Origin of the sequence: Prosthecobacter fusiformis (assembly GCF_004364345.1) — a bacterium.
Lineage (GTDB): Bacteria > Verrucomicrobiota > Verrucomicrobiia > Verrucomicrobiales > Verrucomicrobiaceae > Prosthecobacter > Prosthecobacter fusiformis.
The window spans coordinates 245,019-259,907 of record NZ_SOCA01000004.1 but is presented as its reverse complement, the minus strand read 5'-3'; the positions used below and the strand labels follow the sequence as shown (position 1 = coordinate 259,907).

At 57.0% G+C, this 14,889-nt stretch carries 12 protein-coding genes; 9 read left to right on the top strand and 3 right to left on the bottom strand.

From position 1 onward, the window contains the following. Nucleotides 1-9 precede the first annotated feature (9 nt). The 5 genes from EI77_RS13735 (at nucleotide 10) to EI77_RS13715 (ending at nucleotide 8,591) form a co-directional block, all read left to right on the top strand. A complete protein-coding gene (locus EI77_RS13735; RefSeq protein WP_133795855.1) occupies nucleotides 10-1,287 on the top strand; it encodes a thiolase family protein in 1,278 nt (425 codons plus the stop codon). Between the two features lie 34 nt (nucleotides 1,288-1,321). Continuing rightward, complete coding sequence (locus EI77_RS13730; RefSeq protein WP_133795854.1) at nucleotides 1,322-3,451, top strand: 3-hydroxyacyl-CoA dehydrogenase NAD-binding domain-containing protein; 2,130 nt, start codon at nucleotides 1,322-1,324, stop codon at nucleotides 3,449-3,451. Nucleotides 3,452-3,489: 38 nt separating this feature from the next. After that, nucleotides 3,490-5,337, top strand: coding sequence for an acyl-CoA dehydrogenase family protein (locus EI77_RS13725; RefSeq protein WP_133795853.1), 1,848 nt, complete (start codon nucleotides 3,490-3,492; stop codon nucleotides 5,335-5,337). 151 nt (nucleotides 5,338-5,488) lie between these two features. Then, on the top strand, nucleotides 5,489-5,989 hold the full coding sequence (locus EI77_RS13720; RefSeq protein WP_133795852.1) for an RDD family protein: 501 nt from the start codon (nucleotides 5,489-5,491) through the stop codon (nucleotides 5,987-5,989). A 61-nt stretch (nucleotides 5,990-6,050) separates the two neighbouring features. Beyond that, nucleotides 6,051-8,591, top strand: a complete 2,541-nt coding sequence (locus tag EI77_RS13715; protein WP_133795851.1) for a DEAD/DEAH box helicase — start codon at nucleotides 6,051-6,053, stop codon at nucleotides 8,589-8,591. On the opposite strand, the gene EI77_RS13710 is transcribed toward EI77_RS13715, so the two are convergent. Then, complete coding sequence (locus EI77_RS13710; RefSeq protein ID WP_133795850.1) at nucleotides 8,588-8,932, bottom strand: DUF5615 family PIN-like protein; 345 nt, start codon at nucleotides 8,930-8,932, stop codon at nucleotides 8,588-8,590. The two genes, EI77_RS13715 and EI77_RS13710, sit on opposite strands and share 4 nt — an antisense overlap. Continuing rightward, nucleotides 8,932-9,276, bottom strand: coding sequence for a DUF433 domain-containing protein (locus EI77_RS13705; protein ID WP_133795849.1), 345 nt, complete (start codon nucleotides 9,274-9,276; stop codon nucleotides 8,932-8,934). Before EI77_RS13705 ends, EI77_RS13710 begins: the two co-directional genes overlap by 1 nt. 447 nt (nucleotides 9,277-9,723) lie before the next feature. Here EI77_RS13705 and infC point away from each other — a divergent pair, with 447 nt between their 5' ends. The 4 genes from infC to EI77_RS13685 all read left to right on the top strand — a co-directional run bounded on the left by infC (nucleotide 9,724) and on the right by EI77_RS13685 (nucleotide 13,105). Then, nucleotides 9,724-10,605, top strand: a complete 882-nt coding sequence (gene infC / locus EI77_RS13700) for a translation initiation factor IF-3 (protein ID WP_243838854.1) — start codon at nucleotides 9,724-9,726, stop codon at nucleotides 10,603-10,605. A 102-nt stretch (nucleotides 10,606-10,707) separates the two neighbouring features. After that, the gene (locus EI77_RS13695; RefSeq protein WP_166647249.1) at nucleotides 10,708-11,397 is read left to right on the top strand and encodes an HAD family hydrolase; all 690 of its coding nucleotides are present in this window, start codon (nucleotides 10,708-10,710) and stop codon (nucleotides 11,395-11,397) included. A 35-nt stretch (nucleotides 11,398-11,432) separates the two neighbouring features. Beyond that, nucleotides 11,433-12,308 carry a cation diffusion facilitator family transporter gene (locus EI77_RS13690; RefSeq protein WP_208300353.1) on the top strand — a complete coding sequence of 292 codons (876 nt, stop codon included), beginning with the start codon at nucleotides 11,433-11,435 and terminating at the stop codon, nucleotides 12,306-12,308. After that, nucleotides 12,305-13,105, top strand: a complete 801-nt coding sequence (locus EI77_RS13685; protein WP_133795846.1) for a biotin--[acetyl-CoA-carboxylase] ligase — start codon at nucleotides 12,305-12,307, stop codon at nucleotides 13,103-13,105. The genes EI77_RS13690 and EI77_RS13685 overlap by 4 nt, the downstream gene beginning before the upstream one ends. A gap of 11 nt (nucleotides 13,106-13,116) precedes the next feature. Here EI77_RS13685 and EI77_RS13680 read toward each other — a convergent pair whose 3' ends face one another. Beyond that, nucleotides 13,117-14,880 (bottom strand): SLC13 family permease, encoded by a 1,764-nt coding sequence (locus EI77_RS13680; protein WP_133795845.1) that lies wholly within the window; start codon nucleotides 14,878-14,880, stop codon nucleotides 13,117-13,119. Between the last annotated feature and the right edge of the window lie 9 nt (nucleotides 14,881-14,889).

The following is a 14,889-nucleotide window of genomic DNA, read 5'->3' as shown; positions in this document are numbered from 1 at the left end:
TTAAAAGCCATGAAACCTCTTTATATCGTCTCCGCCATCCGCACGCCTTTTACCCGTGCAGGCACCAGCCTAGCGGGCATGGATGCGACAGACCTCGGAAAAGCTGCGGTCTCCGCATTGCTAGCACGCACAGGCCTCGATCCGCATGCAGTGGATGAAACCATTTTTGGATGTGTGGGCCAGCCCGCTGATGCACAGAACATCGCTCGTGTAATCGCCTTGCGGGCCGGTTTGCCAGAAGGAAAACCCGCGATGACGGTACATCGTAATTGCGCCTCCGGCCTGGAATCTCTGACCACGGCGCATGCCAAGATGTGCGCGGGCCAGGGTGAAGTGTTCATCGTCGGAGGCACTGAGAGCATGTCGAACATGCCGCTGTATTTCTCACGAAGCGCGATGAGCAAATTTGGCAGCGTGATGAAGGCGCGCAGCTTTGGCCAAAAGATGGGTGCCATGAGCGCCTTTCGGCCCATGGACTTCGCCCCGGTCATCGGACTGAAGCTCGGCCTAACCGATCCGGTGGTGGATATGAACATGGGCGAAACGGCAGAACTTCTTGCGCGTGAATTCAAAATTTCACGTGAAAGGCAGGATGCCTTTGCCCTGCGCAGCCACCAGCGTGCAGCCGTGGCTGCGGCGCGTCTGCAAGGTGAGACGGCCCCCTTGTATGTCATGGGCAAATCGGTCGAACCGGTATTGGCGGATAATGGTGTGCGTGTGGATACCACGCTGGAAAAATTAAGCCGCCTCAAGCCAATGTTTGAGCGTCATCATGGCTCCGTGACTGCAGGCAACTCCAGCCAGCTCACCGATGGAGCCGTGGCATTGCTCGTGGCCAGTGAAGAGGCTGTGGCCCGGCATGGATGGCAGCCGCTGGGGAAACTGGTGGACTATGCCTACACCGGCTGTGATCCACGCCGGATGGGCCTGGGGCCTGTGCGCGCCATGGATGCCCTGATGCACCGGTCTAACCACAAGATTGGTGATATGGACACCATCGAGATCAATGAAGCGTTTGCCTCCCAGGTGCTGACTGTTTTGGAATGCCTCAAAGATACCGCCTGCGCACGCCGTGCCGGACTGGAAACGGCGTTGGGCGAAATCGACGAAGAGCGCCTGAATCCGCGGGGCGGGGCCATCGCGCTGGGCCATCCAGTGGGGGCAACGGGTGCCCGGCTTGTTCTTACCGCACTCGACCAGCTTCGTGAAACCCAGGGCCGCCGGGCTCTTGTCAGCCTCTGCATTGGCGGAGGCCAGGGCGGCGCGGCGCTGCTCGAAAGAGTCTAACCTTTTTTATTCAACCACCTACCCAAACCCTCTCATGAACTCACATCTGCTCGATAATGTCGTGGCGGAGAAGGATTTTTTCGTTCCCCGCCCCCCCACACCCGCCCTGCGGGTCCAGTCCCTCAAAAATTTCCGTCTGACCACGGATGAGCGGGACATAGCCTGGATCACTTTTGACATGGCTGGCAGCACGGCCAACATCTGGAATGAACACACGCTGCGTGAATTTGACCTATGTCTGGAAGCGCTCAGCCGTGACACCACGATCAAAGGGCTGGTCCTGATGAGTGCTAAGGAGAAGATCTTTATCGCCGGGGCGGATCTCAAGGCCGTACGCAATGCGCCGGTGCGCAAAGTGGAAACCATGATCGAACGTGGCCAGTCCGTTTTTAACCGCCTGGCAGCGTTGCCTTTTCCAAAGATCGCACTCATTCATGGAGCCTGCCTGGGTGGCGGGCTGGAAGTAACGTTGGCCTGCAATGCCCGCATCGCCAGTGATAGCAACATCACCCGCCTTGGCCTGCCTGAAACACAGATCGGCCTCATCCCAGCTTGGGGTGGCTCTACTCGCCTGCCAAGGCTGCTAGGGCTGCCGACAGCGCTGGATCTCATCGTCACGGGAAAGCAGCTCAAACCCCGAGCCGCCAGACGCCTGGGGCTGGTGGATGAAGTGGTGCCCAAAGAGCATCTGGAAGCCGCAGCACGCAAGATGCTGGCCCACGGTCTGCCTGATCGCGTATCCCCGCTGAACCACGCTTTTTGGAAGATGCCCGGCATACGCCAGGGGCTGGCCTACCATGTGCGTGGCCAAGTGATGGCCAAGACGCGAGGCATTTATCAAGCTCCTCTGCGGGCCATTGAAGTGGCGACGCAAGCCTCTGTATTGCCACTGGGGAAAGCCCTGGAACTGGAGCGACATGCGATTATGGATCTGGCACTGACCCCGCAAACAGAGCATCTGATCGATCTTTTCTTCAGGAAAGAAGAGGCCTCGAAGAAGCCGCATTCGCGCGGGGTCGCCCTTCAGGTGCATGACGTAGCCGTCATCGGTGCCGGTGTCATGGGATCTGGCATCGCCCATTGGGCAGCCAGCAAAGGGCACCATGTGCTCATGCAAGATGTGAGCACAGACTCTCTGGCAAGTGGCTTGAAACGCATCCATGGCCTGCTGAATGAAGGCGTGAAACGCCACGCCATGACCAAGCTGGAAATGCGGGACAGCATGGACCGGCTAACGCCTGAGCATACAGCCGTTCCCTTGACACGATTTCCCATCATCATCGAAGCGGCCACGGAGGACATGGCTCTGAAGAAAAAGATCTTTGCTGATCTGGCCAAACGCGCCGGACCGGATGCGATCCTGGCCACCAATACCTCGGCCCTGTCGGTGACTGAGCTGGCGCAGACACTGCCACATCCTGAGCGTGTGATCGGTCTGCATTTTTTCAATCCGGTGCACCGCATGCCATTGGCGGAAATCATTGTCACGCAGGATACGACGGATGACGTCATTGCCACGGCAGTCACCTTTGTGCAGAAGCTGGGTAAAACGCCCATCGTGGTCAAAGACAGCCCTGGGTTTGTGGTGAACCGCATCCTGATGCCTTATTTGATGGAGGCCGTGAGATTGCATGAAAGCGGTATTTCTGCCGAAGTCATTGACGAGGCGATGTTGGAATTTGGCATGCCCATGGGGCCATTGCGCCTGCTGGATGAAATCGGCCTGGATGTAGCCGCGCACGTGGCCACCACGCTCTGCGCTGCCTACCCGGACCGCATGGCTCCATCGGACCTGCTGAACCTACTCGTTTCAGAAGGTAAATTGGGCAAAAAATCTGGCGAAGGATTTTATAAGCACAACTCAGGAGCCGCTGTGAGAAAGCCAGTCATACAGGACCATGCTCAAGTGGAGCATGTGCAGCACAGGCTTGCGCTGCTGCTCAGCAATGAAGCTGCACGCTGCGCGGACGAAGGCCTGACCCGAACCCCCGCAGACATTGATCTGGCGATGATCCTTGGCACCGGCTACCCGCCTTCACGCGGTGGACCGCTGAGCTGGTTGCATGAATACGGCACTGACAATGCCAGTGTGGAACTGCGCCTGCTGGCTGCCTCCACACCTTCCCCGCATTCTTTTGAACCCGCACGTCTGCACCACGTCTAACAAATGATAGGACAATAACTCTTTACTCCCCAACCTTTATGAAAACCAACCTCGCCCCACCACCCGCAGCCATGATTGACATGTCCAAAATGTCCGCCGGCCAAAAGGCGGCGTTGGAGATGGCTGAGGCTGCGCGGGATGAAAGGAACAATACTGGACTGGCAGCAGGACTGTTTTTCGGCACACCGGATTTTGACAAGCTTATCCCCTTCCCCAAACAATCCATCGAGGATAGCGATCAGGGGGATGCTTTTATAGCCCGGCTGCGCGGAGTGCTGAATCATGCTGATCCAGATGAGATCGACCGCACGGGAGAAATCCCTGACAGTCTGCTGGAAGAGCTGGCTGAGCTGGGGGCCTTCGGGATCAAAATTCCAACTAAATATGGAGGCCTGGGGCTTTCGCAAACCAACTATTCACGTGCAGCCATGCTGCTGGGTGGTGAATGCGGAAACTTGGCCGCACTGCTTTCCGCTCACCAGTCCATCGGGGCACCTCAGCCGTTGATCCTTTTTGGTACAGACGAGCAGAAAGCCAAGTATTTGCCACGCTGTGCCCGAGGAGAAATCAGCGCCTTTGCGCTGACTGAAAACGATGTGGGCAGCGATCCCGCCCGAATGACCACCATGGCCGTGCCGGATGGCGAGGACCATTTCATCATCAATGGGGAAAAGCTGTGGTGTACCAACAGTCTGAAGGCGGGGCTGATCGTGGTCATGGCGCGTACTCCGACACGGGAAAAACCGCACGCGACTTCGGCCTTCATTGTGGAGACTTCCTGGCCGGGGGTAGAGATCATCCATCGCTGCCGTTTCATGGGTCTGAAGGCTCTTTATAACGGCGTCGTCCGTTTTGAAAATGTGCGGGTTCCGCGTGAGAACATTTTGGGCGGTGAAGGCCGTGGACTCAAGGTGGCCCTGACCACATTAAACACGGGCCGGATCACCCTGCCAGCTGCCTGCTCGGGCTTGTCCAAGCGCTGCGTAGAAATCTCCAGCCGTTGGGCGGCTGAGCGTGTGCAATGGGGACAGCCTGTGGGCAAGCATGCTGCCGTGGCAGACAAGCTGGCGCGGATGGGTGCAGACAGCTTTGCCATGGAAGCGATGGTGAGATACGTTTCCGCCTTGGTGGACCGCGACAAGAATGCAGATGTGCGCCTGGAGGCTGCCATCGCCAAACTTTGGGGCAGTGAGCGTTCCTGGGAGATCGTGGATGACACGATGCAGATCCGGGGTGGACGCGGGTATGAAACGGCGGATTCCCTGCGGGCACGTGGTGAATCTGCGGACCCGGTGGAACGTCTGTTCCGTGATTGCCGAATCAATACCATCTTTGAGGGCAGCAGTGAAATTATGCGATTGTTCATCGCCCGGGAGATTCTGGATCCTCATTTAAAAATCGCGGCGGATGTGGTGAACTCCACGCTGCCAATGAAGGTGCGTGCAAAAGCTGCGATGCGCGCAGGACGAGCCTATGCCACCTGGTATCCGCGCATGTGGATGCCAGCGGGAACGGGTCATGCCAATGACACTCTACACCCTGACCTCCAGAAGGATCTGAGGTTCATCGCCGGACAGAGCCGCAAACTGGCCCGGACTCTATTTCACGCCATGGTCCGTAACGGACCTGCATTAGAAAGGCGTCAAATTTTGTTAGGCAGTCTGGTGGACATCGGCGCTGAGCTTTTCGTATGGTCCACGACCCTGGCCTATGCTGAAACGAAGATTACCGATTCTGCAATCAATTCGGGAGAGATCGACAAGTTGGTGCGCAAGGTTCGTTTCTTTGGCAAGCTGACCCGCCAACGGCTCCGCAACCATTACAGCGCACTGGAAGAGACGTTGGAAAAAGAGTCGAAGGAAGTCAGCCGTGATATGATGCAGTGAAGATAACAGGATTTTATCAGATTATTTGTGCAGCCCAGACGCAACTTGAGGTGGAAAACCGAGTATAATAATCAGGGCAGCTTCGATCCGCACCCTCGGATTATGGATCTGCCTCGACGCCCGGACATTGCATCCTCAAACCCACATCTTCATGAGCGAAATCAATCCTTACGCACCGCCTCAAGCAGACTTGACCCCGGAAGTTTCCAGTCTTCTAGGCCAACCTTTGGCCTCCCCCTGGATAAGATTGGTTGCGCAGCTTGTGGATGGCCTGATTTCAGCCGCAGTGCTCCTGCCTCTGATGTATTTTTCAGGCTACTGGGCGCGTGCTGCAGAATCGGTAGGCCAATCGTTTGTGGAGTCGCTTCTTTGGGCACCAGTCCAACTCGCTATCATGATCGGCATCAACTGGACATTCCTTCTTCAAGGTCAGACGATTGGCAAGAAACTGCTCAAGGTTCGTATCGTCAGAAAAGACGGCAGCCCGATTGACCGCACTCGCATCATTACACACCGTCTCTTGCCAGTCTGGGTGGTTTCCAATATTCCCGTGGTGAATCTGGCTTTGATCGCAGATGCCCTATGCATCTTCCGCGCAGGACGTAACACGCTGCATGATGACATTGCTGATACCAAGGTTGTGGTCGCTTAAACGATCCTGACCAGCACTCTCCGATTGCCTGACGACGGTGCCTCGGGAAACTGGGGGCTGAATGTCTGACCATCCTCTGCTGCGCCGCTTGCCTGAATCTCCCGACTGCTCGAATGATGAGCTGCTCGGGAGATTTTTGGATTATGTAGCGGAGAAAAATCTGGAGCTGTATCCGGCGCAGGAGGAGGCCGTCCTGGAACTGTTTGAGGATAAAAACGTCATCCTCAACACGCCTACCGGTTCAGGCAAATCGCTGGTGGCCACGGCGCTGCATTTCCGCTCGCTGGCACGGAAGAGAAGGTCGGTTTACACCTGCCCCATCAAGGCGCTAGTGAATGAAAAGTTCCTGGCGCTGTGCCGGGATTTTGGGCCGGAGAATGTCGGCATGGCGACGGGTGATGCGACGGTGAACCGGGATGCGCCCATCCTGTGCTGCACGGCGGAAATTTTGGCCAACTATGCGCTTCGTGATGGCGAAAAAGCGCCCTTCCATGAGGTGATCATGGATGAGTTTCACTATTACTCGGACCATGAGCGCGGGGTGGCCTGGCAGGTGCCGCTGCTCACCATGCGGAAGTCGCGTTTCCTGCTCATTTCCGCCACCATGGGTGCGACGGATTTTTTCCAGCGCGAGCTGACGAAGCTGACCCAGGCGGAGAGTGTGATCATCTCCTCTCAGACCCGGCCGGTCCCGCTGGAATTCAGCTATGCGACGACCTCCGTGGATGTCACCTTGCAGGAGCTGGTGGAGGCAAAAAAGACGCCGGTCTATCTGGTGCATTTTACGCAGAATGACGCGGCGCAGGCAGCGCAGGATCTGATGAGCCTGAACTTCTGCTCCGCAGCGGAAAAGACGGCGATCAAGGAATGCCTGGAAGGTGCCAAATTCACCAGCCCATATGGCAAGGAGGTGAAGAAGTATCTTTATCATGGAGTGGGCATCCACCATGCCGGACTGCTGCCGAAGTATCGCATGCTGGTGGAAAAGCTGGCCCAACGCGGGCTGCTGAAGGTGATCTGCGGGACGGATACTTTGGGCGTGGGTGTTAATGTGCCGATCCGCACAGTACTGCTGACGCGGCTGAGCAAGTATGGCGGGCAAAAGGTGGCCACGCTTTCGGCGCGGGACTTTCACCAGATCACCGGCCGGGCAGGCCGCCGGGGGTATGATGACATCGGCTTTGTGGTGGCCCAGGCCCCGGAGCACATCATTGAAAACGCCAAGATGGAAGCCAAGGCGGCGGGGGATGTGAAGAAGATGCGCAAGATGGTGAAGAAGAAAGCGCCGGAAGGTTTCGTCGGCTGGAATGAGGACACGTTTAAGAAGCTGCAAACCGCCGCGCCAGAGCCGCTGGTATCGCGCTTCCAGGTCTCCCACGGCATGATGCTGCAGGTGCTGAGCCGTGAAGGTGATGGCTGCATGGCGATGCAACATTTGATCGCGGATTCCCATGAAACGGTGGCGGCCAAGAAGCAGCACAAGGAACGCGCCTGGCAGCTTTTCCGCGCCCTGGTCGAGCGCAAAATCATCTCCATCATCCCGCCACGGGAACGAAAAGGCAGCGGGCAAAAACTGCAGTTGAATGTGGAGTTGCAGGATGACTTTTCCCTCAATCACACGCTGTCTTTGTATTTGATGGATACGCTTTCCGTCATTGATCCGGCATCGCCAAACTATGCGGCGGATGTGCTGACGCTGTGTGAATCCATCTTGGAAAATCCGGACCTCATTTTACGCCGCCAGCTCAGCAAGGTGAAGGATGAGACCATGGCGACGATGAAGGAAGAAGGGGTGCCGTATGAGGAACGCATCGCCCGGCTGGAAGAGCTGGAGTATCCGAAACCCTGCCGCGATTTTATTTACAGCACCTTCAACGAATTCGCCGCGTTGCATCCATGGGTAGGCCAGGAAAACATCCGCCCCAAAAGCATCGTGCGGGAGATGTTTGAAAACTTCCGCAGCTTCACCGATTACATCCAGGATTACGACCTCCACCGCACCGAAGGCGTGCTGCTGCGGCATCTTTCCAGCGTTTACAAAGTGCTGGCCCAGACAGTGCCGGATACGTTTAAAACTGAACCCGTGCAGGAGATGGAAGCCTGGCTGGCCGGGGTGCTGCGCGGCACGGACTCCAGCCTGATGGATGAATGGGAAAAGCTGCGCAATCCGGAATGGAAACCCGAGGAGGAGAAGCCGGAAGAAGCCCCGGACATCACCCGCAACAGGCGCGAATTCACCGCCCTCATCCGCACCGAAATCTTCCGCTTCTTCCGCGGCCTCGTGATCGAGGATTATAAGATGGCCAGCACCGCCCTCGGTCCCCTGGCGGCCCCCTGGACGGCCGATGTACTGGCCACCACGATGGAGCCCTATTACGATGAGCACGACCGCCTGCTGCTGGACAACGAAGCCCGCAATGGCCGCTATACTTTTGTGGACCCCAGTGAGGATGGGAAAGCCTGGAAAGTCTCCCAAGTGCTCGTGGACCTGGAAGGACTGAACGACTGGCAGGCCGTCTTCACCGTGGACCTGGCCAAAGCACGGGACGAGGGAAAACCAGGACTCGGGCTGGTGAGTTTGGGGCCGGTGGTTGAAAGCTAACCTTGAGGCCTTGTGATGCGAATCAACTGGCCCGAAAGATCATCCAAGCCGTCAATGGCGTCATGGATGCGCTGTGCAAGCCGGACAGGATCGCCGTCACTTGTGCAGGCAATGATACCGGAGTGCAGCCCTTCCGAAGAACGATGCAGGCGGAAGAAATCCAGCCGGTTCAAGGTGAGGAGCGTCCTTTGCTGCTCGATGGCATAACGCAGGACTTCGTCATCGGGGACTTTTTGGTTGGCGCGGCCAGATTCCAGGGATGTCAAAACATCGTGTCCGTGACTGCGAAGGCAGACCACCACCCGCAATGGAAAATTCTCGTTGGAGTAGAGCCGGGCCATCAGGCTTCTTCGTTTTGGCGGATGAGGTTTTCGATCTCGGTCGAATGGCTCATCACGTAATCCCAGGCAGCGCTCAAGTCGGCCCGATTAAGGCCCGGATAATCGAGAAGCAGCTCAGCCTCGCTCACGCCGGATCTCCGCGCGGTTTCCAGCATCCAGATAGCGATTCGGGTATTCCCGAGGCAAGCCTCCCCGCCACACACGCCTGCCGTTCGCTGGATTCTTTCGCCCAGGCTCGCATCATGCCGACCTTTAACAAACAAAACAAAGTCCAGAACCTCAGCCTGTACAGGCTCAGATGCCGATTCGATTTCCTTTACCAGGCGCTGGGTCAGCACGCTCATAGATCACTTTACGCCCTCACTCCACATACTGCAAGCGAGCAGGAAAGACAAGGTCACGTGATTGGGCGGATCAAGCATTCCTATTGAACCCGTTTTCAGCAATAGTCTGCCATCGCTCCAACCAGACTTTCTCGTAAAACATCTTGCTCAGTGCTAAGAAATTGATTATTTGTAGCGTTGTGGGAACCAGACATGGATTCATTTGCGAATCCTGAGCGACACTACGCCGTTCATTTTCCACCATTTTTTTAGCATGATTTGTTTGAGCCTTTCTTTACCAAGCCCGCATGATCGGGTGAAGGAAGACTCGTCCATGCTTCAGACAGCCCCTACGGTCAGCTATGTTTGAGATGACCCGTGGAGCGACAAAACCATTTTCAAAGGGCAAACTGCGCCCTTTGATCCGAACACACCTGGAGGTCAGCCATTAGCAATCCATTCAATAATTTGAGCGCCGGCCAATTCGGCGCCCGTCCCAATACCAATCCTACTCCTGCGCAACCTGCGGCAGGGGCTCCTGCTGGCACCCCCAGCGCACCGGTCAACCGCCCAGCACCTGCAGGCGGCTACCAGCCACGTCCGAGCGGCGGTCCTCCTTTTAACCGCCCAGGTGGTGGTGGCGGCAGGCCCCAGCGCAATAACAGCCGTTATGCTGACCAGACCCGGGTGAATGAGCGTATCCGCGCGCCGAAGGTGCGAGTGGTCGATGGCATTACCAACCAGCAGTATGGTGTGCTGCCAACGCAGCAGGCGCTGCGCATGGCCAAGGAGCGCGGGCTTGACCTCGTGGAAGTGGCCTCCAGTGCTGAGCCTCCGGTGTGCAAAATCGTGGATTACGGCAAGTATAAGTACATCCAGGAAAAGCATAAGAAGGAAGCTCACAAACATCAAAAGGGTGGCAAGCTGAAGGAGCTTAAATTCCGCATCGGCATTGATCCGCATGATTACCTGATAAAGATCGTGCACGCGGAAGACTTTTTGGCTGAAGGGCACAAGGTCCGCATCCAGCTTCAGTTCCGTGGCCGTCAAATGGCCCACCAGGAACTGGGCCATGCCCTGGCCGCCAAGATCAAAAACGACCTTCTGACCATGGGACATGCCGACCAGGAGCCCAAGATGGCCGGTCGTAACATCAACATGCAGATGAGCCCGCTGCCTGAACGTCAGCGCCATCGTAAATTCAAGACCCACCTGAAGGGTGTGACTGAAGAGAAGGACATGCACCAGGGTGAGCATGACCCGCGTGAGGACAAGCATGATGAGCATGAGGAGCATCACGATGATCACCATGACGATCACGCTGCCCCGCAGCCTCCAGCACAGAGTTAATAGACCGAACTAAGGTTCATCAAGATTGGCCGTGGTTTTATCCAAAACCACGGCCAATATGTTTATCGGCACATGGGTGCTGACACTGATCCCTCCCCCCAAATGGCAAGACTTCTTCTTTTTGATATTGACGGTACCCTGCTGGATACCGGAGGCGCTGGTGGTGCGTCGCTGCTGGATGCTGTGGAGGAGGTGCTGGGCGTATCACGTGAAAAGCTACCGCCGCTGGATCTGGCTGGAGCCACGGATGGCGGGGTGGTGCGCAAGCTCTTTGGGCAGACGGGACATGATCTGACAGATGCCCTGGTCCGCCAATACCTGGATGTGTATCTGAAAAGACTGGATGCACGGTTAAACCATGAAAGCTTTGTGGGCCGTGTGCTGCCAGGTATAGAAAAGCTGCTGCCTATGCTTCAGGGGCGGGATGGCGTGGACGTGGGGCTACTGACTGGCAATGTGCGCGCCGGTGCTGATGCCAAGCTGAAACGCTTCCACTTGCAGAGGTATTTTCTCGAAGGGGCTTTTGGTGATGATGCGGAGGATCGTAACTTGCTGGGGCCTGTGGCATTGCAGCGCATGAATGCAGTGACAGGGCGCAGCTATACGGCGGGTGAGGTCATCGTCATTGGCGATACGCCCAAGGATATCTCCTGTGCTCATGCGATGAATGCACGCTGCCTGGCCGTGGGCACAGGTCATTTTCCAGCCACTTCCCTGGCGGCTCATCAGCCCTGGCAGAGCCTAGAAAACCTGGCGGATGCGGAGAAAGTGTGTGCACTGCTGCTGTCATGATTCCCCTTCCCTCACGCTCGCCGGCCTCCAAGGCCATGCGCTGGTCTCTGATCATCGGGTTTGTCATGCTTGGCCTGAAGATGGGAGCCTATCTGCTGACGGGATCGGCGGCTATCTTGGGGGATGCGGCTGAATCCATTGTGCATGTGGTGGCGGTCATTTTTGCCGCGTACAGCCTATGGCTGACAGAGCAGCCGGCGGATGAAAACCATCCTTATGGGCATAGCAAGATCGCCTTTATTTCCGCCGGGGTCGAGGGCGGGTTGATCATTCTGGCGGCGGTCTTCATCAGTTATGAATCCATCCGCCGCTGGGCAGGTGGACTGGAGGTGGCCAATCTGGACAAAGGTGTGCTGCTAACAGTACTGACCATCATCATCAATGGTGGCCTGGGGCTGTATCTGCTCCGCACGGGAAAGCAGCAATCCTCCCTCATCCTCGTCTCCAATGGCAAGCATGTGCTCACCGATGGCTGGACCAGCCTGGGAGCTTTGGTGGGGCTAGGGCTGATGCACCTCACCGGCCAGCTTTGGTGGGACCCACTGTGCGGTTTGCTAATGGCGGCAAACATCCTCGTCTCTGGATATGGCCTGGTGCGCCGCAGTGTCACCGGGCTGATGGATGAGGCAGACCCGACACTGGCACTAGCCCTGGATGAGGCGCTGGCGCGGGAAACCACCAAGCGTGGAATTACCTTCCATGCCTTGCGGCACCGGGATGCCGGGGAGATTCATTATGTGGATGTGCATTTTCTTTTTCCTGATGACATGCTGCTGCGCGATGCCCACCGGGTGGCGACTGAGATCGAAGCCGCAGTGGAAAAAAGCGTGCAGGCACCTGTCCATATCACCACTCATTTGGAGTGCGTGGGGGATCACGATGAACTGCATCCCAATGACCGCCTGCCATGAGCATGGATGCAGCGTGGATCCAATCTGAATGTGCAGCCCATGAGCTGCCGTGGCGGGTGCGTGTAGAGGAGGAAATCCCCTCCACCAGCGATGCACTGCGGACGGCGGCCACGCAGGGTGAAAGTCATGGCGCAGTGGTCTTTGCCGAATCCCAAACGGCGGGCCGCGGCCGCCGTGAGAACCGCTGGGTGACACCGCGTGGACTGGACCTGATGTTTTCCATTCTGCTACGCCCGACGGAGCCTGTCGCCCTTTGGCCGCGCCTGACCACCCTGGCTGCACTGGCCATCTGCCGCGCCATTGAGGAAGAGCTGCCTTTGCAGCCTGAGATCAAGTGGCCTAACGACATTTACATTGAGGGTCGCAAAGTCGCCGGGCTGCTAGCGGAAGTGGTGACAACGCCGCAAGGTATGGCGCTGGTATTGGGCATCGGGTTAAATGTGAACAGCCGCGAGTTTCCACCCGCGCTGGCAGATACCGCCACCTCTCTGATCCTGGCATTGCCCCCCAATGTGCAAATACGTGAACTGGACCGGCCCTCCCTGGCCGTGAGACTGCTGAGGGAACTTGATGCGCAGTTTCAGCACTTGTCCGTGGGCTTTCTGGATGCGGTATCACAGGTGCGTCTTCGTAGCTGGCTGGTGGGGAAACAGATCCGCGCGACGGTGGACAGCCAGGAAATCTTTGGTCGGGCGCTGGACATCAACCAGGAAGGGCATCTGATCCTGGCGCTGCCGGATGGCAGCCTGAAAACGCTGACGAGTGCCGATGGCGTGCGCCAGGTGGTATCTGCCTAGGGCGAGTGGCTTTAAAGAGGCCAGAAGATGGGTACAAATATCAAAATCACGGCGAGCGTGACGACCGTCAAGCCGCTGCCTACTTTAACAAAATCGCTGAAACGATATTTCCCTGGGCCATAGACGAGAATACAACTGGGCTCAAATGGAGTGAGCACTGAGATGCTGGCGCTGAGCATGATAGCGATGCCAAAAGCGCGAGGATTTACTCCCATATTTTCCGCTGACTGAAGAGCGATGGGCAGAACGACCAGAGCAGCCGCCGCATTGGACATGGGCTGGGTCAACAAGATGGTGAGAATGCAAAAGCCCGCCATCATGACGACGGGTCCATATGGATTCAGAGCCCCGGTAATCATGCCCGCCAGCAAATCATCGGCCCCGGACTTAGCCATGGCAGTGCCAAAGGCGGTCATACCGCCGATGAGGATGAGCAGCCGCCAGTCAATATTTTCATAAGCGGTGTCCAGGCTGATGCAGCGAGTGGCCAGAGCGACGAGAGCTGTCACCAAAAAAGCCACTGATGCTGGAAGCAAGCCAAAGCTGCTGGCTGCGACAGCAACCGCAAAGGCAATGAGGAGGGCGATGCCACGCTTCCGTGCAGAGCTGCTATAGCTGTGCTCCGTGATAACGACCATTTCGGCTTCCTGCTCAAACTTCTGAAACCGGTCATACGGCCCCTGTAGTAACAAAAGGTCACCAGCATGTAGGACAACATCCGCCATGTGGTCATTCAGCGTCCGGTCACCACGCAGCAAAGCAAGAACTGAGAGGCCCGTACGACGGCGGAAATTACTGCCGCGTAGAGTCTGGCCGACGATGCTGGAGCGAGGAGTCAGCACCACCTCAGCCACGCTGGCATCAGTCGTATCCACACCCGAGCGCCGCAGTTGGACGTCCTCACGAATGTCGATGCCTTCGATCTTTTTCACCTTAATGAGGTTTTGTACCTTCCCTGCTACCAGGATGACATCTCCTTCTTCAAAAAGGGTATGCGGACCAATGGGCAGGTCGACTTCTCCCCGGTGTAACTTAACGACCTGAAATTCGAGAACGGAAAAGTCAGAGTTGAAAGCCACCTGACCGATGAGGGGTGAATCTGGAAGGATTTCCACTTCAGACAGGTATTCACGAATCTGGCCACCTTCATCATCATGCTCGGATCGATCCCGCTCCGGAACCCACCTCATGCCAACTGTGATGAGATAGGCCAAGCCCACCCCAAAGAGAATGAGTCCGATATACGAGATTTCAAACATCCCGACCTCCTCCAGGCCACGCTGCTTCATAGCCCCGCTGACAGCGACATTGGTGGAGGTGCCAATAAGGGTGCAAGTGCCGCCCAGAATGGAGGCAAATGAAAGGGGCATGAGCAAGCGTGAGGGAGAAATCTTTAACCTCCGCGCCATGCCGATGACCGGGCCAAGAAACATGGCGGTCACCGTGGTATTGTTCATGAAGGCGGAGATGGCCCCCACACTGCTCATCATGCCTGCGGCCACCCGCCGGGGATGGCCGCCAGTTGTCCGCGCCAAAAGGCCTCCCAGGCTATCGAGCACCCCTGTATCCCGTAGCGCGGCACCGATGATGAAGATGGAGCCTAGCATCACGATGACCTCATTGCCAAAACCGGCGAAGGCTTCTTGTACATTCAGTATGCCCATCATCACCAGCAGGCTCAGCAGGCCGAGCGTGACCAGATCCACCGAGATCTTTTCCGTGGCGAAGAGAATGACAGCCCCTATCAGCAGGCCGATGACATAATAAGGTTCCATGAATGAGCG